This is a genomic window from Paenibacillus humicola, from assembly GCF_028826105.1.
In the GTDB taxonomy this organism is placed as follows: Bacteria; Bacillota; Bacilli; order Paenibacillales; family Paenibacillaceae; genus Paenibacillus_Z; species Paenibacillus_Z humicola.
This window is the reverse complement of sequence record NZ_JAQGPL010000001.1, coordinates 3,575,799-3,595,478: the sequence shown is the minus strand read 5'-3', so window position 1 is coordinate 3,595,478 and position 19,680 is coordinate 3,575,799. Positions and strand designations below refer to the sequence as shown.

Genomic DNA, 19,680 nt, shown 5'->3' with positions numbered 1-19,680 from the left:
TAACAAGAGTAGCGGAAACGCCCGAAATCAACGATTTCGACGCGGCGGACGCCGGTGCGACCTGGGGAATGGAGGTTCTTTGGATGCCCACTCCAAGTATGGAGGATTATTTGGAACGCATTTACAAGCTATTTGACGAAAAAGGTTACGCACGCGTATCGGACATTGCGGAAGGTCTCGAAGTGCATCCGTCATCCGTCACGAAAATGATTCAGAAGCTCGATAAGGACAATTATCTCGTCTATGAGAAATATCGCGGGCTTGTACTGACGAACAAAGGGAAAAAAATGGGGAAACGGCTGATGGACCGCCATCAGCTGCTGGAAACGTTTCTGACGATTATCGGGGTACAGGAGGAAAACATTTACAAGGATGTTGAAGGCATTGAGCATCATTTGAGCTGGGATTCCATTACGTGCATCGAAACGCTGGTGGAATATTTCCAGCGCCAGGAAAGCCGGCTGGAGGAGCTGAAGGGGATTCGCTCCGAGCTGGAGAGCGACTGAGCGGAGGCTGCGCGCTCGGAGGCCAACCAAAAACGACAACGACCGCTTCCCGGTAGAGGGAAGCGTTTTTTATTGGTTCGAGCTCAATCGACAAGCCTCGCCCGCATATACATGGTGCTGATCGGATATGCGAAGGGAGCGGCTGCCATGACGCGGATCAATGCCGTTTTCGAAGGCGGAGGCGTAAAGGGGATCTCGCTCGTCGGCGCGGTTTGCGCCGCGGAGGAGCGGGGAGCCGTATTTGAACGGGTGGCCGGCACGTCGTCCGGAGCCATTGTCGCGTCGCTGATCGCGGCCGGCTACAGGGCAGCGGATATAAAGGCGATTCTCGAAGAGACGCCGTTCAGGACGTTTCTCCGCCGCAAAGGAATTTACAACTTCGGCGTGATTGGGTCGGTGCTCCGTATCTTGTTCAAAATGGGCTTGTACAGCAGCGAGGAGCTGAAGCTTTGGATCGAGGGCCTGCTGGCCGTCCGCGGCGTCCATACGTTCGGCGATTTGCCGAAGGGGAAGCTGAGCATCGTCGCTTCCGATATTACGAACGGCAAGCTGCTGGTGCTGCCCGACGACATTTCCGGCTACGGGCTCGATCCGATGCGGATGAGCGTTGCGGCCGCCGTCAGAATGAGCTCGAGCCTGCCGTACTTTTTCGATCCGGTGCGCATCCGTATGAATCCGGGGCTTCGCAGGACGAACGGGCGTGCCGCGCAGTGGGCGTACATCGTGGACGGCGGTCTGCTCAGCAATTTCCCGCTTTGGCTGTTCGACAACGATCAGCGCGGCACGGCGCATCCGGTTCAGACCGTCGGTTTTCAAATGGTCGGAAAAAACGAAACCGAACCTCGAGTCATCAAAGGTCCGGTTACGATGCTGCAGGCCGTTTTTGAAACGATGCTGCAGGCTCACGACGAGCGTTATATCGAAAAGCAAAACCGCCCGAGAACGGTCAAAATTCCGACCAAAGGCATTCGTTCGACCCAGTTTCATCTCTCGAAGGAAGAAAGCGACATGCTCTATGGCTCGGGCTACGAGGCGGCGGCTTCTTTCTTTGATGCGCCGGATTGCTGCATCCGCCTGTAGGCTTAATGATATTTCGGCAGGTTATCGTCATCCTTACCGCCCTCGATGACACGAAACGGAACGTTTTTTCGCGCCTTCGGCTTATTTTGCATCGCGCCGTGCTTTTGCGCCGCTTTCGGCCGCTGGCGGCTGCGGGCGCCGCCGGGCGGAAATTTATACAGCAGGAAAATGGCACCGAGAACGGCAACCGGAATGATGATTTGAACGGGATTGGAAATTTGCGAAACAAGACCGATTGCGACAAGCGCCAAGATGACGATTAACAACGGACTCATTTTACGAGGCACGACCCTCACCCTTTCTACCCGAACGGAATTTTAAACGACGGCACTGCTTCGCGACTGGCCCACTTGGCGGTCAAGCTCCAGCATCCGGTTGAACGAGGCGATCGACACGGCGACCTGGTCGTCGGTCGGTTCCTTCGTCGTCAGCTTCTGCAGCCACAGCCCGGGGTACCCGAGGTAGCGCAGCACGGGAATATCGCGCAGCGCGTTGGTGAACCGCAGCGTCTCGTAGGAAACGCCGAGCACGACCGGCAGCAGCAGGATGCGCAAATAAATGCGCTGCAGCATCGAATCCCAATGGAAGAATGAATAGACAACGACGCCGACCAGCACGGAAAAGACGATAAAGCTGCTGCCGCAGCGGTAATGAAGCCGGGTAAAGCGCTGCACGTTCTCGACCGTAAGCTCGACGCCCGCTTCGTAGGCGCTAATTACTTTATGCTCCGCGCCGTGATACTGGAACAGCCGTTTGATAAGCGGAGTAAGCGAAATGACGTACAAATAAACAAGCAGGAACAAGATTTTGATCAGGCCTTCAATCAGGTTATGCTCTACTATATTCAGTCCGGTTCGTCCAAAGAGCAGCTGTTCCGCCGCAGCGGGAACAACGGTAAACACCAGCTTGCCGGCGACGAACGATAGGATGCCCGCAACCGCCACGCCGACAATCATGCTGAGGCTCCAGCCTTTTTTGCCTTCCGGCTTGTCCTCCGTTTTCCCGGCATCGTCCGTCTCTCCGATTTCGTCCTCCGCATACGATTCCATGGAAAAATTCAAATGCTGCGAGCCTTTGGCGCTCGATTCGAGAATGGCGATTATGCCGCGAAGAAGCGGAACTTTTTTCAGCTTCTGCAGCCATGGGGTAGTCGTACGCGGCACCTCGTAAAAAATAATCTCTTTGTTTTTGCGGCGGACCGCCGTAACGTTCGCGTGCCTACCCGCGAACATGACCCCTTCGATGACGGCTTGTCCGCCGTAAATATTTCTTGCTTCCTGAGACAAGGCGAAATCACCATCCTTTGCGCATATGCGGTTTGGGCCGTTACCGGCAGCAATTCCCGCGTATCTATTGTACTTGATTATGCGATTGATTGCGAGCGGCATCCGCCGACATAAACGGCCCCGTCTCCGGTGGTTACGGTCTCCAATTATGCGCATACTAGCTACTGCCAGGCTATGATCAAGTGATGATGAAACGGAGGGAAAACGAATGGCTCACGCGCATAGGAAACCGAACCTTCATCGCCTGCGGGAGCGGCGCCGGAACGTCACGAATCCGGCCGGTTACTCCCTGATGATCGGCTTTTTCGCCGGCCTGCTCTGGGGCGGGCTGCGCTGGCTGCTGTACATCGTTCATTTTACGCATGTGATTCCGGCTTTTCTTCTCGATCCTTTCTTCCGGCTTTCGTTTCTGAAGACGGGATGGGGGCAGCTGGCCGGGCTCGGCGGCTTCATCCTGTTCTCCATTGCGGCGGCGCTCATCTATTATTATACGCTGGGCCGAATTGCCGGACCGTGGCCGGGGCTCGTATACGGCTTTTTCTGGTGGTGCGTCTGGTTCGCTGCCGTCGGTCCGCTCCTGCGCATGATGGAGCCGCTTCATAAAATCGGATACGATTCGATGACGACCGAGCTTTGCGTTTTTCTGATGTGGGGACTCTTCATTGGCTATTCGATCGCCTACGAATTCAACGACGAGACGTCGCGCGAACCGGTCAAGCTGTTCTGATCGCATAGGGCATCGGTGCCGGCTTGCCGCCGCTGGAGCCGCTTTCCGGATTGCACTTCTCAAATCGCCGGTCATTATGGTAAAATGTCTAGTGATCTATGCGCCGGGAGGTACATAATGGCAACGATTTGCGTAATAAACGGACCGAACCTGAACATGCTTGGTGTCCGCGAGCCCGGCGTGTACGGCACGTCGACGCTTGCCGACATCGAGCGGCTTGTCCGGGATACGGCCGATCAGCTGGGCGTCGGGGTTTCGTTTTTTCAGTCGAATCACGAAGGCGCGATCATCGACCGCATCCATGAAGCGTTCGGCCGCGAGGACGGCATTCTGATCAATCCGGGCGCGCTGACACATTACAGCTACGCGCTGCGGGACGCGCTCAGCACGGTGGCGCTTCCCGTGGTCGAGGTGCATTTGTCGAACATACATAAACGCGAAGCGTTCCGGCATGTGTCGGTTACGGCGCCCGTCGCGGCCGGCCAGATCGCCGGGTTCGGGCCACAAAGCTATGTGCTGGGCCTGACCGCGCTCGCGGGGCTGCTGCGGCAGCCCGAATAACGAACGCCGGCACAAGGCGGCGACGTCTCTGAAAGGGTGATGAAGATGGCGAACGTACGAGTTGCCGGAGTGAAGGAGAAGCTGGCGTCGCTGCAGATCGACGGCCTGCTGGTGACGAATCCGGTCAATCGCCGGTATTTGAGCGGATTTACGGGAACGTCCGGCTATTTGTTGATTTCGGGCGGCGGTAACTGGCTGTTGACCGATTTCCGTTACATGACGCAGGCATCCGACCAGGCATCCGGCTTTACCGTCGTGAAGCACGGAACCCGGATGATCGATTCGGTCAAAGAGCTGGCGGCATCCGCGGGCATCAAGAAGCTGGGCTTCGAGCAGGAGCATGTCGTGTTCGCCGATTACGCCGCCTGGAAGACGGCGTTGGACGGGGTTGAGCTGGTCCCCGTGTCCGGCATCGTTGAGCAGCTGCGCGTAATCAAGGATACAACCGAGCTTGCCATTATGCGCGATGCCGCGGCGCTCGCGGACGAAACGTTCCGCCATATTCTCGGCTTTATTCAGCCCGGTGTCCGCGAGACGGACGTCGCGCTTGAGATGGAGACGTATATGCGCGCGCGCGGAGCTTCCTCGACCTCGTTTCAGACGATCGTCGCGTCGGGCGAACGCTCCGCGCTGCCGCACGGCGTCGCCAGCGATAAGGTCATCGGGAAGGGCGAGCTCGTCACGCTCGATTTCGGCGCTTATTTCGGCGGCTACTGCTCCGACCTGACGCGCACCGTCATGGTCGGCGCTCCTTCGGACCGGCACAAGGAAATTTACGACATTGTGCTGGAAGCGCAGCTTACGGCGCTTGCCGGCATCAAGCCGGGCATGACCGGCCGCGAAGCCGACGCGCTGGCACGCGACGTGATCGTCAAATACGGCTACGGCGAACAGTTCGGGCACAGCACCGGCCACGGGCTCGGGATCGAGATCCACGAGGAGCCGCGCCTGTCCGCAAACAGCGATCAGTCGCTTGAACCCGGCATGACGGTAACGGTTGAACCCGGCATTTACATTCCGGGTTTCGGCGGCGTCCGCATTGAGGACGATATCGTAATTACGCCGGACGGAAACGCGTTGTTGACCTCGTCTCCGAAAGAGTTTATCGTTTTGGGATGAGTTTTTTAAACCTGACGGGGCCTGGTCCCCGCAGATTCATTAGGAGGGAACGAAGCAGTGATCTCAGTCAACGATTTTAAAACAGGACTTACCGTCGAAGTGGACGGCGATATTTTCAGCGTCATCGAGTTTCAGCACGTTAAACCGGGCAAAGGCGCGGCGTTCGTCCGTTCGAAGCTGAAAAACCTCCGCAACGGCAACATCGTGGAGAAAACGTTCCGCGCAGGCGAAACGATCGGCCGTGCGCTGATCGAGAACCGCGCCGTGCAATATTTGTATAATTCCGGCAGCGAATATACGTTTATGGATAACGAAACGTACGACCAGTTCGCGCTCGACAAGAAGCAGCTGGATTGGGAGCTGAACTTCCTGAAAGAAAACATGACCGTCAACATTTCGAGCTACCAGGGCGAAATCATCGGCATCACGATGCCGAACAGCGTCGAGCTGAAGGTCACAGCAACAGAGCCGGGCATCAAGGGCAACACGGCGACGGGCGCGACCAAGAACGCGACGGTCGAAACCGGCCTGAACGTGCAGGTGCCGCTGTTCATCAACGAAGGCGACATGCTGCTGATCGATACGCGCGAAGGAAAGTACATCTCCCGCGCCTAACCTGCCGGCGCTCATACGAATCACGGCTTAAAAACCGCTCGGACCGCTGTCCGTGCGGTTTTTGTCGTATTCAAAGCGGGCGCGATATGATATAATCTTTTTTCGAACAAGAAAAAAAGGACCTTTGACTTACGTGGGGAGTGGATCACGGTTGTCGCTTATAGTCATGAAATTCGGCGGCAGTTCCGTCGGCACGATCGAGCGGATGCAGCGAGTAGCCAGACGAATTGCCGATTATATGGAGGCCGGCCACCGGGTCGCCGTTGTCGTTTCCGCCATGGGCGACACGACCGACGACCTGATTGACCAGTCGAAGCAGCTGAACCCGAATCCGCCCGCGCGCGAAATGGATATGCTGCTGACGACCGGCGAGCAAATGTCGGTCGCCCTGCTTTCCATGGCCATACATCAGCTGGGCCGCGAGGCCGTATCGCTGACAGGCTGGCAGGCGGGCTTCCGTACGGAGCCGGTGCACAGCAAAGCTCGGATTACCGATATACGCCCGGACCGGATTTTGCGCGCGCTGGACGAGGGGAAAGCCGTTGTCGTCGCGGGCTTCCAGGGCATGACGGAGGACGGGGAAATCACGACGTTCGGAAGAGGCGGTTCCGATACGACGGCCGTTGCGCTGGCGGCGGCGATTCAGGCGGACGTGTGCGAAATTTTCACCGATGTGGACGGCGTTTACTCGACCGATCCGCGCATCGTCAAGAACGCACGCAAGCTCGCCGAAATATCGTACGACGAAATGCTTGAGCTGGCGAATCTCGGAGCGGCGGTGCTGCATCCGCGCGCTGTCGAATATGCGAAGCATCACAACGTAAAGCTGATCGTCCGCTCGAGCTTTACGCATAACGAGGGAACGACGGTGAAGGAGGAAGCGGTCATGGAGCAGGGGGTTGTCGTGCGCGGCATCGCCTATGACAAGGACGTGGCAAGAATCAGCATACTCGGTGTGGAGGATGTGCCGGGCGTGCTCGCGAAAGTATTCGGCGCTTTGGCGTCCAGCGGCATCGATGTCGATATTATCGTGCAGAGCGGCGTTCAGGACGGCAAAGCCGATTTTGCGTTCACCGTTTCGCGGGGCGACGCTGCAAGCGCCATCGGTATCGTCGAAAGCATCCGCAGCGAGGTGCCGTACCGCGAAGTGACCTCGGAGCAGGATTTGGTGAAGGTCTCGATCGTCGGCGCGGGCATGGTCAGCAATCCGGGCGTTGCGGCGAAAATGTTCGAGGCGATTTACAAGCTGGGGGTCAGCATTAAAATGGTCAGCACGTCCGAAATCCGCCTCTCCTGCATCATCGCGGCGGAGCCGGTTCAGGAGGTTGTCCGCGCACTGCATACCGCGTACGGGCTGGATACGACGGAGCAGGCATTCGTCGGCGGCCCGCAGGAACGCCGCTGAACCGTTTTATCGTAAGCAAAAAGAAGCCGGATCTTACGCATCGGGGTGCGTGAAGATCCGGCTTTCTTTTGTGCGCCGCCGGCTAGGCTAGAACCGGTCCATCAGCAGCTTGAACACCTTAAACAGGATTGCGGTGATGCCGGCCGCCATCAAAGGCCCGACGGGGATGCCGCGCAAAAAAATAATGCCGATAATCGAGCCGACGACCATGCCCACGATGAGCTGGGGGTCGAATTTCAGCATTTCAAGCCCTTTGCCGTTGACGTAGGTGGCGGCCGCTCCGCCGACCAGCGCGAGAATGCCCGGCCATGACGTCACGGCCCCGATCATATCCTTCGATTGGATGCGCCCGGCCGCAAAGGGTACGAGCACGCTGAGCGTCAAAAAGAGCAGCCCGAGCTCCATGCCCCGCCGTTCGATCGACGGCAGAAACCGCTGCAGATGGATGAGCTTGACGATCAGCAGCACGCAGGCCGCCGTGGAGATGATCGGGGAACGGCCGATCAATCCGATAATAATCAGTGCCACCAGTATGATTTCACCGCTCATCTTGCTTGCTCCTCCAACTTAAGCATCGCCGCCCCCGCGCGTCCAGCCGCTTGAAAGGCGTCCATACTTCCATTGTATGGAACAAGCTCTCCGGATATGTCAGCCCGCCACCATCATGTCCCCGCTGAGCCGCGGCACCGTCCGGCTCAGATCGACCCGGCCGCAGTACTCGACATCGCGGCCGTAGCCCAATTTGACGAGCCTTTTGCCGGAAGCGCCGCTGAACAGCAGCTCGCCGATCCGCTCGGCCGCGCTGTCGTACAGCCCCTGCAGCGCGATGCCCAAATCGTCGGCCACTATACCGGACGGGCAGATCGAGCGGATACGGCTGATGAACAGCCCGGCGCACAAGCCGTCTTCCAGCGCGAATTCGTCGTGGCTTCCGGAGCAGAGCAGCACGATATCCCGCTTCAGCAGCACCGCCGTCTCGGCGCAGGCGGTCGCGTTCAGCAGCGAGCCGGCTAGCAGATGGTCGGCCCGCATCGCTTTCTGCACCGCGCGCGTGCCGTTCGTCGTCGTCAGCACGATGCGTTTGCCCGCGGCAGCTCCGGGGCCGAATTCCTCCGGCGAGTTGCCGAACTCGAAGCCGGGAATTTTGCGTCCGAACCGTTCCCCGGCGAGCAGTTGGCCCTCGCGGTGCAGCGCTCGCGCCTCCAGCACGGTTTCCACGGGAATTACGCCCGCCGCGCCTGCGTCGAGCGCAGCGACGATCGTGCTGGTCGCGCGCAGGACATCGATGACGATCGCCGTCCGGTGCGTGAATTTGTCCGCCCTCGCCTCATTAACGCTGGCAATGACTTCGATTTGCATTTGGCTTCCTCCGCCTTCCGATCTCCCGATCCGTTATGCCCCGCCCTCACCGCGCACCGGTACGCTGTGCGCGCTGCGGCCTGAGCGGCCGGTCAGATCATATATTGCGCCGCTTCGCCGCGGATGCCGAATTGGAACGTATCCGAGCGCAGCCCGCGGCGCATCGTTTCAAGCGAAAATGCTTCCCCGGGCGGGATGTTGCCGAGATGGACGCCGGGGCCGAACGTGTTCAGCAGCAGCACCTGCTGGTGCTTCAGCGGCGCTTCCCACATCAGCTGGCTGACGTCGCCCATTGCGCGGCACACCGATTCAAGCGCATCGTCATGGCATGCGCCGTTCTCGTCGAACAGGCCGACGCCGACGCCGGATTCGCGGGCTTCCACCGTGACCAACTCGGCCCCGGCGACCCAGTCCGCGTCCGCCGTCGCGGCCAGCTCCTCCGCATCGATTAACGATCCGCTTAGTTTTTTTCCGTATTCCGTTACGACGCGAAGGCCCCGCCTGCAGCCTTCCTTGATCAGCTCGGTCCGGCGGCTGCGCGGCAGATCGATCGTGCCGTCGGACACCTCGATGCCGTCAAAGCCGAGCCTGCAGACCGAATCAAAGAAATCGCCGGCTACATTTTGCTGCACGGCCGTCTCAAGCAGCGTGCCGCCGGGCATGACGACGATTCCGCACCGTTTGGCTAACTCAATTTTGCTGAGCAGCAGCTCGGTCGAATATAGAGGGGCCGTACCGAAGCCGAATTTAATGCAGTCGATGTAGCGGCCGGCTGTTTCCAGCAGATCGGTGAAGGCGCTGCGTCCGAGCCCCTTATCGATGACCATCGTTTGACCGCGTCCGGCCTGCCGGTGAAACGGAGACTCGGAGCCGCCCGAATGGCGGAGGCCGCTCGGATCGTGCAGTTCGGAGGGCCATGCTTGGCGTGGAATGGACTTCATGAATCAATCTCCTCGCTTATCATTCGAATATCAATCGGCACCTGTCGCAAGCGGCGGGTACGAGAGCAATATATGCGCCGCGGGCGGGGCAGGTGCCCGGATGAGGGCCGGAAACGCGAATCGCGTCCGGGCGGCATGAACCTCTGACAAGCCTGCATAGGTTGTACTAGAGGCTATTTCCGGATGAAGGGGGAAGGACCGTGTTAAACAAAATCGTATTAAGCATGGCGTCGCTCCGCGTGCTGTCCGGTTCGCTGGAAATTATCGCGGCGCTGATCATGCTGCGGCTCAATCAGATCGACAAAGCGCTGATCGTCAATTCTTCGCTTGCGCTGGTCGGCCCGATCGTGCTCATCACGACGACGACGCTCGGCCTGATCGGCCTGTCGGATAAACTGTCGATGGGAAAAATGCTGTGGGTCGTCGCGGGCGTCGCGTGCATTTTGACGGGCGTGTTAAAAAAGTGACCGTTCCGCGGCAATCGGCGGGAGGCTTGTCATATCCCGGCAGGCGCGCGAATAGATTAAAACTAGCGATCCATGCAAAACAGCCTATGAAACTACGAAACGCACGTTTTGCGAGAGCTTAGACGTTCCGGGAGGGATGGATGCATGCTGAATCGCGTCTTGCACTTGCTGCCTGCTGAGCTCGGCACCGTTCTCGCGCAAATGCCGGAACGGCTGAAGGAGACGGTGGAGGAAATCCGGATTCGCGAAGGACGGCCCCTTGAAGTCGGCGCCGCGGACGGCTTCCGCTTCATCGGCGAAGGCGGGCAGCCGCTGCTGAAGCCGGACGAAGCGTACAAGCCGTCGGCCGAAACATGCCGGAAGCTGCTCGAACGGCTGACGGATCATTCGCTTTATGCGATGGAAGAAGAATTGCGCCGCGGTTATATTACGGTTCCGGGCGGCCACCGGATCGGCATCGCCGGCCGAACCGTACTGGAATCGGGCGCCGTCCGGGGCATCCGCGACGTCGGCGCGTTTAACGTCCGGATCGCCCGCGAGGTCGTCGGCGCGGCCTCGGGCGTGCTGCCCAAGCTGCTCGACCGGCGGCGGAAATCGGTTTACTCGACGCTGGTCGTCGCGCCTCCCCAGCAGGGAAAAACGACGCTGATCCGCGATATCGCGCGGGCCGTCAGCGGCGGATGGTGGGGGCACCCCGCCGCGGAGAGCTGGCCGGGCCGGAAGGTCGGCATTGTGGACGAGCGCTCGGAAATCGCGGCCTGCCTGCGGGGCGTGCCGACGTTCGACGTCGGACCTCGCACCGATGTGATGGACGCCTGCCCGAAGGCCGAAGGCATGATGATGCTGCTGCGCTCGATGTCGCCGGAAGTGATCGTGGTGGACGAGATCGGCCGCGAAGAGGACGCGAACGCCATTCTCGACGCCAGCCACGCCGGCGTATCCGTCATCGCGACCGCGCATGCCGCCGATTTTGAAGAGGCCAAGGGACGGCCGGCTATCCGCAGACTGCTGGCGGCGGGGGCGTTCGAGCTGGCGGTGGAGCTGCGCCGGACCGGCAGCGGCCTGGCGGGCGCGATCGTGCCCGTCTCGGCATTCAAGGCGCCGGCTGCCCGGGAGCCGACACATGCGAAAGGGGGCGGCGCTTATGGTTAAGCTGATCGGAGCGGCGCTCATCCTGTTCGCCGGCACGATGATCGGCTTCCTGCAGGCATCGCGCCTCTCTTTGCGGCCCCGCCAAATCCGGCTGCTGATCCATGCGCTGCAGCGGCTCGAAACCGAAATCGGCTACGGCTATACGCCGCTGCCGGAAGCGCTCAGCCGCTCGGCCGCATCGCTGCCGGAGCCGGCCGCTTCGCTCCTGACGGAAGTAAGCGAACGCCTTGGGGAGGCGGACGGGCTTACGTTCCGGGAGTGCTGGGAGCGGTCGGTCAGCCGCCACTGGCCTTCGACGGCGATGCGGGGAGCGGAGCAGGCGGCGTTCATCCGGCTCGGCGCCGTGCTCGGCGCCAGCGACCGCATGGATCAGATCAAACATTTGCGGCTCGCGGTGCAGCAGCTGTCGACCGAGGAAGAAGCGGCAAGAGACGAGCAGGCGCGGTACGGTAACATGTGCAAAAGCCTCGGCGTTCTCATCGCGGCGCTTGTCGTCATTTTGATCGTTTAGTGGGGTGCCGGATGAATGAACATTGATGTGAGCGCCATATTTCAAATTGCAGGCATCGGCATCATCATTGCCATGATCCATACCGTGTTGAAGCAGATGGGAAAGGAAGATATGGCGCATTGGGTTACGCTGATCGGGTTTGTCGTCGTGCTGTTTATGGTCGTGCGGCTTCTGAACGATCTGTTTCAGGAGATCAAAACGATTTTTTTGTTCCAATAACGGCGCTCGTCAGGCACCAAGCGGCAGGGCGGTGAAGCAGTCGTGGAAATGATTCAGATCGTCGGCCTCGGGCTCATTGCGACCATCCTGATTATCGTCATACGCGAGCAGAAGCCGATGTTCGCCTTTCTGCTCGCCGCTTTTACCGGATTGTTCATTTTTCTGTACGTCATCGGCAAAATCGACGCGGTGATCGGCGTGCTGGAGCAGCTGGCGGACCGCTCCGGCATACCGTCCATCTACTTGAAGACGATTCTGAAAATCATCGGCATCGCCTATATCGCCGAATTCGGCGCCCAGATCGTGCGGGACGCGGGTCAGGAAAGCGTCGCTTCGAAAATAGAATTTGCCGGCAAGGTGCTCATTCTCGTCATGGCCGTTCCGATTATCAGCGTCATCGTCGAGACGGTGCTCGGCCTGCTGCCGGCGGGGAGTTGAACGCAGCATGACGCTTCGCCTGCATCGCATGTTCCGCCTGCTGCGCCTTGCGGCGCTTCCGGCGGCCGTCTTGGCCGTCCTGCTCTGGGCGCTGCCGGCGGCAGCCGCGCCGAATGATTTGACGAATCCCCAGGTGAATCCCGTACAAGCCGATCATCCGGCACCGCCGCCGACCGATCAGCAGCCGGCGGGAGACGGGGACTTACAAGACGGGAGCGGACCAGACAAGCTTCAGGATCCGGGCGCCGCGTCGCTGAACCGGGATCTGGCGGACGAACAGCTGAAAGGGATCGATACGGAAGCGGTCGAGAGCTACTGGAACCGGCTGATGAACGATTACGGGGGCTTTTTTCCGGACGGCAAAGTGCCGAGCTTTATCGATATGGTCATGCCGGGCGGACACGGGCTCAAGCTGACGACCGTGCTGTCGGGACTGCTGAAATACGTGCTGCACGAGGTGCTGTACAACGGCAAGCTGCTCGTCACGATCGTCATCCTGACCGTGTTCAGCATGATTCTCGAAACGCTCCAGACCGCGTTTGAGCGCGGCTCCGTCAGCAAGATCGCCTACAGCATCATCTACATGGTCGTCATCGTGCTGACCGTCAACAGCTTCAACGTCGCGATCGGCTACGCAAAGGACGCGATCGGCGGCATGATCCAGTTTATGGTGGCGATGGTGCCGCTGCTGCTCACGCTGCTGGCCTCGACGGGAAGCGTCGTCACCGTATCGGTGCTCCACCCGCTGATCGTCTTTATGATCCATGCCGTCGGCACCGTGATCTACACGATCGTGTTTCCGCTCTTGTTTTTCTCGGCCGTGCTGCACATCGCAAGCGCCTTAACCGACAAATTCAAGGTCACCCAGCTGGCGAACGTGCTGCGGAACATCGGCGTCGGTCTGATGGGCGTCATGCTCACGGTTTTTCTCGGCGTCATCTCGGTACAGGGAGCATCCGGCTCGGTGGCGGACGGCGTCGCGATGCAGACGGCAAAATTTATTACCGGAAACTTCGTGCCCGTCGTCGGGCGGACGTTCTCGGACGCGGCGGATACGGTCATGTCGGCCTCGCTGCTGGTCAAAAACTCGATCGGGCTTGCGGGCGTCATCATTCTCATCATTCTATGTGCTTTCCCGGCGCTCAAAATATTGATGCTCGCCCTGATCTACAACGTTTCCGCCGCCGCGATGCAGCCGCTCGGCGACAGTCCGGTCACCTACTGCCTGCAGACGATCGGCAAAACGCTCGTCTATGTCTTCGCCGCCGTCGCCGCGGTCGGGCTCATGTTTTTCCTGGCCGTCACGATTATTCTCGCCGCCGGCAACGCCGCCGCCATGATCCGCTGAAGCGAAGCCGGAAGGGAAGGGAGGATTCGGGATGCTGACCTGGCTGGCAAGGTGGCTCGAGCAAATCATCGCGGTCGTGCTGCTGGCCGGTTTTATCGACCTGCTGCTGCCGAACAAAGCGATGCAGCGGTACGTGCGGCTGGTAGCCGGGCTGCTGATCCTGCTCACGATTTTGTCGCCGGTCGTCCGCATGCTGCAGGGCGATTTCACGACCAAACTGGACGAGTCGCTGGAAGGCTGGTTCGATACGTCATCCTCCGTCTCCGATTTGAAAATGCCGACGCTGCAGGACATCGAGCGCGGAGCGATGTCGCTCCGCAGCAGCCAGCAGGCGTCGGCGGAGGCGCTCGCCGAGCGCAAGCTGGCGGAGGCGATGAAGGAGCAGGTCGCGGCCCGCACCGGACTTGCCGTCGAGAGCGTCGCGGTGAAACTGGACGATTCGCGCAAGGATTCGCCGAAGGTCGCGTCGGTCACGGTGACGCTAGCCGCACGCGATGAAGGCACGGATTCTCCCGGCGCAGCGTCCGGTACGCCGGACGGCGGCCCGGGAACGGACGGGTCATCCGCATCCGATTCCGCTGCCGGGCAGCAAGGAAGCTCGGCCGGCGGCGGAGATATTGAACCGGTGAAACCGGTAACCGTGACGGTGACGAGCGAAGCTTCCGGCGATGACGACAGCGTTCCCGCCTTCGGGAACGGCGAGGATGACAAACCGGCCGGCGGAGCCGCGGCGGGAGCCGTCAAGCGGGTGCTGAGCGAAGGCTGGGCGGTCGACCCGGGCGCCGTGATCGTGCGGCAGGCTCAAGCGGCGGACGGCGGCAAGTAAGAAAGGGGGAGGCGGCTTTGGCGAAATGGCTGGAAGGGCTCGAGTCTGCCGTCGGCGGCGGGTCGGGCGGGCCGGGCGGACCGAAACGGGTGAAAACGCTGCGGTGGCTGCTTATCATCGGAGGAATCGGCGCCGCACTGATGCTGATGAATTCCTTCCTGACGTTCCGCCAGGTCGATCCGAACCGTCAGCAGGAGCAGCAGCCCGCTTCGTCCGCACCGGCATCTGAACAAACGGCGTTATTCGGACAGGATGGGGGCGGCTCGGATCCGTTTCAGACAATCGAGCTGACCCTGCAGAACAGGCTGAAGGAAATATTGGAAAATATTGTCGGCGTCGGTTCCGTCGACGTGCTCGTGACCGTCGATTCGACCGACGAAACCGTCTACGAGCAGAACGAAAACGAGACGCAGCAGGTGACGGACGAGAACGACAAAAACGGCGGAAAGCGCCATATTACCTCAATTACGAAAGGCGGCCAGGTCGTGCTGTACGAAACATCGGGCGGCCAGTCGCCGATCGTCACGAAACGCATCAAGCCGGATATCCGCGGCGTGCTCATCGTCGCCAAAGGCGCGGAGAACGCCACGGTAAGGCAAATCATTATGGATGCCGTAGAAAAGGGCCTTGACGTTCCGGTCAACCGAATTTCGGTTGTGCCGAGAAAGCATCAATCGTAAACAATTTGAACCTTAACTAAGGAGGATGCTCGAGTATGAACACGAAAAGACAAACGGTTTGGCTCGTATCGATGCTTAGTCTGATGGTGATTTTGTCGGCGTATTATTTGTTCACCGAGGATACGACTCCATCGCCGGACCTGTTGACGGACGGAACGAAGCAGGAGCAGAAGGCGCAGAACGGCGCAACCGAGGCTTCCGGCGGCACGCTGGATCCGAACGGCATCAACGTGACGGATGTTGCGCAAACGTCGGACGCATCGTCGGCTAATAGCGCGGCTGCAGACTCCGCCCAGAATGATCAGGCCGTTTCGAAGGACGACCAGCAGGTGCTGGACGAATACGCCTCTTCGAACGCCGGCGACAATACGTTCAACCAGCTGCAGGAGAAGCGCGATCAGCAGTTCTATAACGAATACAACCAGCTGATGGGCGCGACGACGGATCCCAAGGCGAATGCCACTGCGGCGAATAAAGCGGTCGAGCAGCTGGATCAGCTGGAGGACAAAAACACGAAAGTCACCGCGCTCGAGGAAGAGCTGACGAAGCAGTACAAAAACGCGGTCGTCACCGAGGAGAATAACCGCTACCGCGTTGTCGTCCAAAGCGACAAGCTGGACCGCAGCCAGGCGGACAGCATCGTCATGAAGGTCGTGAAGGAGCTTGGCGCGACGGCGGACCAGGTTTCGGTGCAGTACCTTCCTTAAGCGGCGAGGCCGGCGCCCCGCGGCCGCGGTCAGCGGCTGCGGGGCTTTTTTTCGGGCGATCCAAAATATAAAATTCCGCCCATGCTTTATGCTATCTCCCGGCTTCGCCGTCAATGGACGGCGCCGGCCGTTTCTTCTTAGAGCGGCAGAAAAAATTAGCTTTTCGTCTTCCTTACGCAATCGAATTCTGGGGAAATCTTGTTCCTCCGCCAGTAGAAAGCGACTTCCGTATTTTCTCATATGAAGGACATGTTAAATTGGAGTTCGTGTTCGTCCGCGTTTATGCTATAATGGGACTGTTATGTGCAAGTTTTGGTAAGCGCATGCACGGGAGGCGGGATTTGCCCGTTCGCGGCATGCTTGCGGGAGAACCGCAGCCGCAAAAGGCCCTGCTCCCGAAGCGTGCGGCGCATAGCGGAGAAGATCGCAAACAACTTTTAGGAGTGAAACGAGTGTTCAAGCTTAGCGAGATTAAAGAATTGATCAAGCTGGTCGATCAAACTTCCGTACATGAACTCGAAATCGAAAATGAAGGCGCAAGGCTGTTCATCCGCAAGCCCGGCAAAGCCGAGGCGGTGAATGTGCAGGCTGCGCCCGTCGTTCCCACATATATACCGGAGGCGCCCGCTGCCGCAGCGGCGGTTCAGGCTGCCGCAGAGCCCGCCGTTTCCCGGCCTGCGGAGAAAGCCGACAACGTCCTGCAAATCGTATCGCCGATGGTCGGCACCTTTTACCGCGCTTCGTCGCCGGATGCCGACCCGTTTGTCAATATCGGCGACCGCATAGGCGAGAAAACGGTCGTGTGCATCCTCGAAGCAATGAAGCTCATGAACGAGCTGGAAGCCGAGGTGCGCGGCGAAATCGTCGACATTCTCGTCGAGAACGGACAGCTCGTCGAATTCGGGCAGCCGCTGTTTCTGGTTAAACCGGAATAAGTTTATTTCGCGAGAGGAGCCTCCGCATTGAAATTCAGTAAAATTCTTATTGCCAACCGGGGCGAAATCGCCGTTAGGATCATCCGCGCCTGCCGCGAGCTCGGCATTCAGACGGTCGCCGTTTACTCCGAAGCGGACCGCGAATCGCTTCATGTGCGGCTTGCCGACGAGGCTTACTGCATCGGTCCGGTCGCATCGAAGGACAGCTATCTCAATTTGACGAACATTATGAGCGTTGCGACGCTGACCGGCTGCGACGCCATCCATCCCGGCTACGGCTTTCTCGCCGAAAACGCCGACTTCGCCGAAATATGCGAAACATGCAACGTCACGTTTATCGGTCCTTCGCCGGAAGCTATCAGCAAAATGGGCGACAAATCGGTCGCGAAGCAGACGATGAAATCGGCCGACGTGCCGGTCATACCGGGCTCTGAGGGGCTTGTCGAGGATTTGGACGAGGCCATTCGCGTTGCGCGGGAAATCGGCTACCCCGTCATTATTAAAGCGACGGCGGGCGGCGGCGGCAAAGGCATCCGGATCGCCGAAAACGAGGAGTCGCTGATCGCGCAGATCACGACGGCCCAGCAGGAAGCGCAGAAGGCGTTCGGCAACGCCGGCGTTTATTTGGAGAAATATTTGACCGGCATGAAGCACGTCGAAATTCAAATTATGGCCGATAAGCACGGCAATGCGGTTCACTTGTTCGAACGCGACTGCTCCGTACAGCGGCGCCGCCAGAAGCTCGTCGAGGAGGCGCCTTGTCCGGTACTCGGCCCGGCGCTGCGCGAACGGATGGGGCTGGCGGCCGTGCGCGCCGCCAAGGCGGTTGAATACGCTGGCGCGGGGACGCTTGAATTTTTGCTCGGCCCCGACGGGAATTTCTATTTCATGGAAATGAATACGCGCATTCAGGTCGAGCATCCGGTAACGGAGCTGATCACGGGCGTCGATCTGATAAAAGAAATGATTTCCGTCGCCGAAGGCAATCCCCTTTCGATCACCCAGGACGACCTGAACATTAACGGCTGGTCGATCGAGTGCCGGATCAATGCCGAGGACCCGGACCGGAATTTCATGCCGTCGCCGGGCCGTATCGATTTTTACCTTCCTCCCGGAGGCTTGGGCGTGCGGGTCGACAGCGCGGCGTATCCCGGTTATATGATCTCGCCGCATTACGATTCGATGATCGCCAAGCTGATCGTTTGGGGAGAGACACGTGAGGACGCTATCGCGCGCATGAAGCGGGCGCTGTCCGAATTCGCGATCGACGGCATCCAGACGACGATCCCGTTTCATTTGAAGCTGATGAATCATCCGAAATTCGTCAAGGGCAATTTCGACATCAAATTTCTTGAAGAGTACGACGTCAACCGGCCCGAGGATGCGCAGGACGAATAAGGCTTATAACCGCAGGCGGAAAAGCTTGCAAATGCCTCGGACGGGGCTCGAATTGTACGGTGCGAAATGCGGATCCGGGCGATTTCGCAAGCCGGCGGAGAGGTCCGCGATTGTTTGTCATATTTCTCTCTGAATGCTATAGTATAGAAATAAGATGCGGATGAGCCCCGGCTTGGCCGGAGCCGTATGGCACTAAATCGGGAGGTGTATGATAACCATGAGTACGTTGGCGGCGGATTACGAGAGAACCGACATGGGCACCATTCAGATCGCACCCGAAGTGATTGAAGTGATAGCCGGTCTGGCGACGATCGAGGTTCAGGGCGTAGCCGGCATGAGCGGCGGCTTCGCGGGCGGCATCGCTGAACTCCTCGGACGCAAAAATTTGTCCAAGGGCGTCAAGGTCGAGGTCGGGCAGCGCGAAGCGGCGGTAGACGTATCGATTATCGTGGAATACGGAAATCGCATCCCCGAAATCGCGGCCGAAATTCAGCGCAATGTGAAGCGCTCCATCGAAACGATGACCGGGCTCCACGTCGTTGAAGTGAACGTGCAGATTCATGACGTTCATTTTAAGGTAACCGAGAAGCCGGAGGAAGAAGACGCGCAGCTACGCGTCAAGTAATCGTGTTTTCGGCGGCAGATACGAAACAGCGATCCCCCTTGTGATTGGGCAATCCGCTCGGCGCAAGGGGTTTTATCTGGCATAAGGCGAAAGCGGCCAGACCGGACATCATAGATCCTTTTCCTCAGAAAAGAGACAAGCTCCTCCGTTCCGCGAGGCGGAGGAGACGTCTCTCTATCCTGGCAAGGAGGCGTCTCCCGTTGATCAGAATGCTCGACAAGCTTTTGCTTTTTTTGTATAGTTCGGCAATCGGCATTTGCGCGGCCGTCGCGTTTGGCGTAGGCTTGAATTGGGTGCAGGAGCAGTGGCTGACCAATTTCGTGCGCGATGTGTACGGGGGGCAGGCGAAATGGCTGCAAGCCGTCATCCTGGCCGTATCGGCGGTGCTTTTCCTGATCAGTCTGCGGTTTTTCTACCTGTCCGTCCGGCGCGGCAGCGTATCGGCGCCTTCCATCGATCAGCGGACGGAGTTCGGCGACATCCGGATTTCGATTGAAACCGTCGAAAATCTCGCGCTCAAAGCGGCAGGCCGTCAGCGCGGCGTCAAAGACTTGCGTGCGCGCATCCGAATCAGTGAAGCGGGCATCGACATTTCCATGCGGGCGGTCGCGGACGGAGAAACCTCGATTCCGGCGTTGACCGAGGAGATCCAGCGAACGGTCAAAGCGCACGTGGAGGAAATAACGGGGATACCGGTTTCGGGCGTATCCGTTTTCGTGGCGAACATCATCCAGACGACGAATTTTAAAAGTCGCGTGGAATAGGGGTGTTGCCG

The 19,680-nt window shown here is 59.2% G+C and carries 25 protein-coding genes; 20 read left to right on the top strand and 5 right to left on the bottom strand.

What is annotated here, in order from left to right; translation table 11 throughout:
- Nucleotides 1-83: 83 nt before the first annotated feature.
- Both mntR and PD282_RS16645 read left to right on the top strand, forming a co-directional pair.
- Nucleotides 84-506, top strand: coding sequence for a transcriptional regulator MntR (mntR, locus tag PD282_RS16650; protein ID WP_274651772.1), 423 nt, complete (start codon nucleotides 84-86; stop codon nucleotides 504-506).
- Between the two features lie 72 nt (nucleotides 507-578).
- The gene (locus PD282_RS16645) at nucleotides 579-1,586 is read left to right on the top strand and encodes a patatin-like phospholipase family protein (protein ID WP_338045198.1); all 1,008 of its coding nucleotides are present in this window, start codon (nucleotides 579-581) and stop codon (nucleotides 1,584-1,586) included.
- A 2-nt stretch (nucleotides 1,587-1,588) separates the two neighbouring features.
- Here PD282_RS16645 and PD282_RS16640 read toward each other — a convergent pair whose 3' ends face one another.
- A complete protein-coding gene (locus PD282_RS16640; RefSeq protein ID WP_274651771.1) occupies nucleotides 1,589-1,861 on the bottom strand; it encodes a PRA1 family protein in 273 nt (90 codons plus the stop codon).
- Between the two features lie 42 nt (nucleotides 1,862-1,903).
- Nucleotides 1,904-2,872: a DUF1385 domain-containing protein gene (locus PD282_RS16635; protein WP_274651770.1), complete on the bottom strand. Its 969-nt coding sequence runs from the start codon at nucleotides 2,870-2,872 to the stop codon at nucleotides 1,904-1,906.
- 208 nt (nucleotides 2,873-3,080) lie between these two features.
- Between PD282_RS16635 and PD282_RS16630 the strand changes: the two genes are divergently transcribed.
- The 5 genes from PD282_RS16630 (at nucleotide 3,081) to PD282_RS16610 (ending at nucleotide 7,299) form a co-directional block, all read left to right on the top strand.
- Nucleotides 3,081-3,599, top strand: a complete 519-nt coding sequence (locus PD282_RS16630; RefSeq protein WP_274651769.1) for a YqhR family membrane protein — start codon at nucleotides 3,081-3,083, stop codon at nucleotides 3,597-3,599.
- 117 nt (nucleotides 3,600-3,716) lie between these two features.
- Nucleotides 3,717-4,160, top strand: a complete 444-nt coding sequence (gene aroQ / locus PD282_RS16625) for a type II 3-dehydroquinate dehydratase (RefSeq protein WP_274651768.1) — start codon at nucleotides 3,717-3,719, stop codon at nucleotides 4,158-4,160.
- 45 nt (nucleotides 4,161-4,205) lie between these two features.
- The gene (locus PD282_RS16620; protein WP_274651767.1) at nucleotides 4,206-5,279 is read left to right on the top strand and encodes a M24 family metallopeptidase; all 1,074 of its coding nucleotides are present in this window, start codon (nucleotides 4,206-4,208) and stop codon (nucleotides 5,277-5,279) included.
- 57 nt (nucleotides 5,280-5,336) lie between these two features.
- Entirely contained in the window at nucleotides 5,337-5,894 is a 558-nt protein-coding gene (gene efp / locus PD282_RS16615; protein ID WP_274651766.1) for an elongation factor P, read from the top strand.
- A 151-nt stretch (nucleotides 5,895-6,045) separates the two neighbouring features.
- Nucleotides 6,046-7,299, top strand: coding sequence for an aspartate kinase (locus PD282_RS16610; RefSeq protein ID WP_274651765.1), 1,254 nt, complete (start codon nucleotides 6,046-6,048; stop codon nucleotides 7,297-7,299).
- Nucleotides 7,300-7,386: 87 nt separating this feature from the next.
- On the opposite strand, the gene PD282_RS16605 is transcribed toward PD282_RS16610, so the two are convergent.
- The 3 genes from PD282_RS16605 to comA all read right to left on the bottom strand — a co-directional run bounded on the left by PD282_RS16605 (nucleotide 7,387) and on the right by comA (nucleotide 9,599).
- Nucleotides 7,387-7,848: a DUF441 domain-containing protein gene (locus tag PD282_RS16605; RefSeq protein WP_274651764.1), complete on the bottom strand. Its 462-nt coding sequence runs from the start codon at nucleotides 7,846-7,848 to the stop codon at nucleotides 7,387-7,389.
- Between the two features lie 99 nt (nucleotides 7,849-7,947).
- A complete protein-coding gene (locus tag PD282_RS16600) occupies nucleotides 7,948-8,658 on the bottom strand; it encodes a 2-phosphosulfolactate phosphatase (RefSeq protein ID WP_274651763.1) in 711 nt (236 codons plus the stop codon).
- Nucleotides 8,659-8,750: 92 nt separating this feature from the next.
- Nucleotides 8,751-9,599: a phosphosulfolactate synthase gene (gene comA / locus PD282_RS16595; RefSeq protein WP_274651762.1), complete on the bottom strand. Its 849-nt coding sequence runs from the start codon at nucleotides 9,597-9,599 to the stop codon at nucleotides 8,751-8,753.
- 200 nt (nucleotides 9,600-9,799) lie between these two features.
- Here comA and PD282_RS16590 point away from each other — a divergent pair, with 200 nt between their 5' ends.
- From PD282_RS16590 to amaP, 13 genes are all read left to right on the top strand, one after another.
- The gene (locus PD282_RS16590) at nucleotides 9,800-10,066 is read left to right on the top strand and encodes a YqhV family protein (protein WP_274651761.1); all 267 of its coding nucleotides are present in this window, start codon (nucleotides 9,800-9,802) and stop codon (nucleotides 10,064-10,066) included.
- Between the two features lie 144 nt (nucleotides 10,067-10,210).
- Nucleotides 10,211-11,218, top strand: coding sequence for a stage III sporulation protein AA (gene spoIIIAA / locus PD282_RS16585; RefSeq protein WP_274651760.1), 1,008 nt, complete (start codon nucleotides 10,211-10,213; stop codon nucleotides 11,216-11,218).
- Complete coding sequence (gene spoIIIAB / locus PD282_RS16580) at nucleotides 11,211-11,729, top strand: stage III sporulation protein SpoIIIAB (RefSeq protein ID WP_274651759.1); 519 nt, start codon at nucleotides 11,211-11,213, stop codon at nucleotides 11,727-11,729. Before spoIIIAA ends, spoIIIAB begins: the two co-directional genes overlap by 8 nt.
- 15 nt (nucleotides 11,730-11,744) lie before the next feature.
- The gene (spoIIIAC, locus tag PD282_RS16575) at nucleotides 11,745-11,948 is read left to right on the top strand and encodes a stage III sporulation protein AC (protein WP_110043494.1); all 204 of its coding nucleotides are present in this window, start codon (nucleotides 11,745-11,747) and stop codon (nucleotides 11,946-11,948) included.
- Nucleotides 11,949-11,990: 42 nt separating this feature from the next.
- Nucleotides 11,991-12,386 carry a stage III sporulation protein AD gene (gene spoIIIAD / locus PD282_RS16570; protein ID WP_274651758.1) on the top strand — a complete coding sequence of 132 codons (396 nt, stop codon included), beginning with the start codon at nucleotides 11,991-11,993 and terminating at the stop codon, nucleotides 12,384-12,386.
- A gap of 7 nt (nucleotides 12,387-12,393) precedes the next feature.
- The gene (spoIIIAE, locus tag PD282_RS16565) at nucleotides 12,394-13,734 is read left to right on the top strand and encodes a stage III sporulation protein AE (protein ID WP_274651757.1); all 1,341 of its coding nucleotides are present in this window, start codon (nucleotides 12,394-12,396) and stop codon (nucleotides 13,732-13,734) included.
- A gap of 31 nt (nucleotides 13,735-13,765) precedes the next feature.
- Entirely contained in the window at nucleotides 13,766-14,560 is a 795-nt protein-coding gene (spoIIIAF, locus tag PD282_RS16560; protein ID WP_274651756.1) for a stage III sporulation protein AF, read from the top strand.
- 17 nt (nucleotides 14,561-14,577) lie between these two features.
- A complete protein-coding gene (gene spoIIIAG / locus PD282_RS16555; RefSeq protein WP_274651755.1) occupies nucleotides 14,578-15,240 on the top strand; it encodes a stage III sporulation protein AG in 663 nt (220 codons plus the stop codon).
- Between the two features lie 35 nt (nucleotides 15,241-15,275).
- Nucleotides 15,276-15,947 (top strand): SpoIIIAH-like family protein, encoded by a 672-nt coding sequence (locus PD282_RS16550; protein ID WP_274651754.1) that lies wholly within the window; start codon nucleotides 15,276-15,278, stop codon nucleotides 15,945-15,947.
- A 452-nt stretch (nucleotides 15,948-16,399) separates the two neighbouring features.
- Nucleotides 16,400-16,882 (top strand): acetyl-CoA carboxylase biotin carboxyl carrier protein, encoded by a 483-nt coding sequence (gene accB, locus PD282_RS16545; protein WP_274651753.1) that lies wholly within the window; start codon nucleotides 16,400-16,402, stop codon nucleotides 16,880-16,882.
- Nucleotides 16,883-16,909: 27 nt separating this feature from the next.
- Entirely contained in the window at nucleotides 16,910-18,280 is a 1,371-nt protein-coding gene (accC, locus tag PD282_RS16540) for an acetyl-CoA carboxylase biotin carboxylase subunit (RefSeq protein ID WP_274651752.1), read from the top strand.
- A 217-nt stretch (nucleotides 18,281-18,497) separates the two neighbouring features.
- Nucleotides 18,498-18,905, top strand: coding sequence for an Asp23/Gls24 family envelope stress response protein (locus tag PD282_RS16535; protein ID WP_274651751.1), 408 nt, complete (start codon nucleotides 18,498-18,500; stop codon nucleotides 18,903-18,905).
- A gap of 200 nt (nucleotides 18,906-19,105) precedes the next feature.
- Complete coding sequence (amaP, locus tag PD282_RS16530) at nucleotides 19,106-19,669, top strand: alkaline shock response membrane anchor protein AmaP (protein ID WP_274651750.1); 564 nt, start codon at nucleotides 19,106-19,108, stop codon at nucleotides 19,667-19,669.
- Nucleotides 19,670-19,680: the final 11 nt, after the last annotated feature.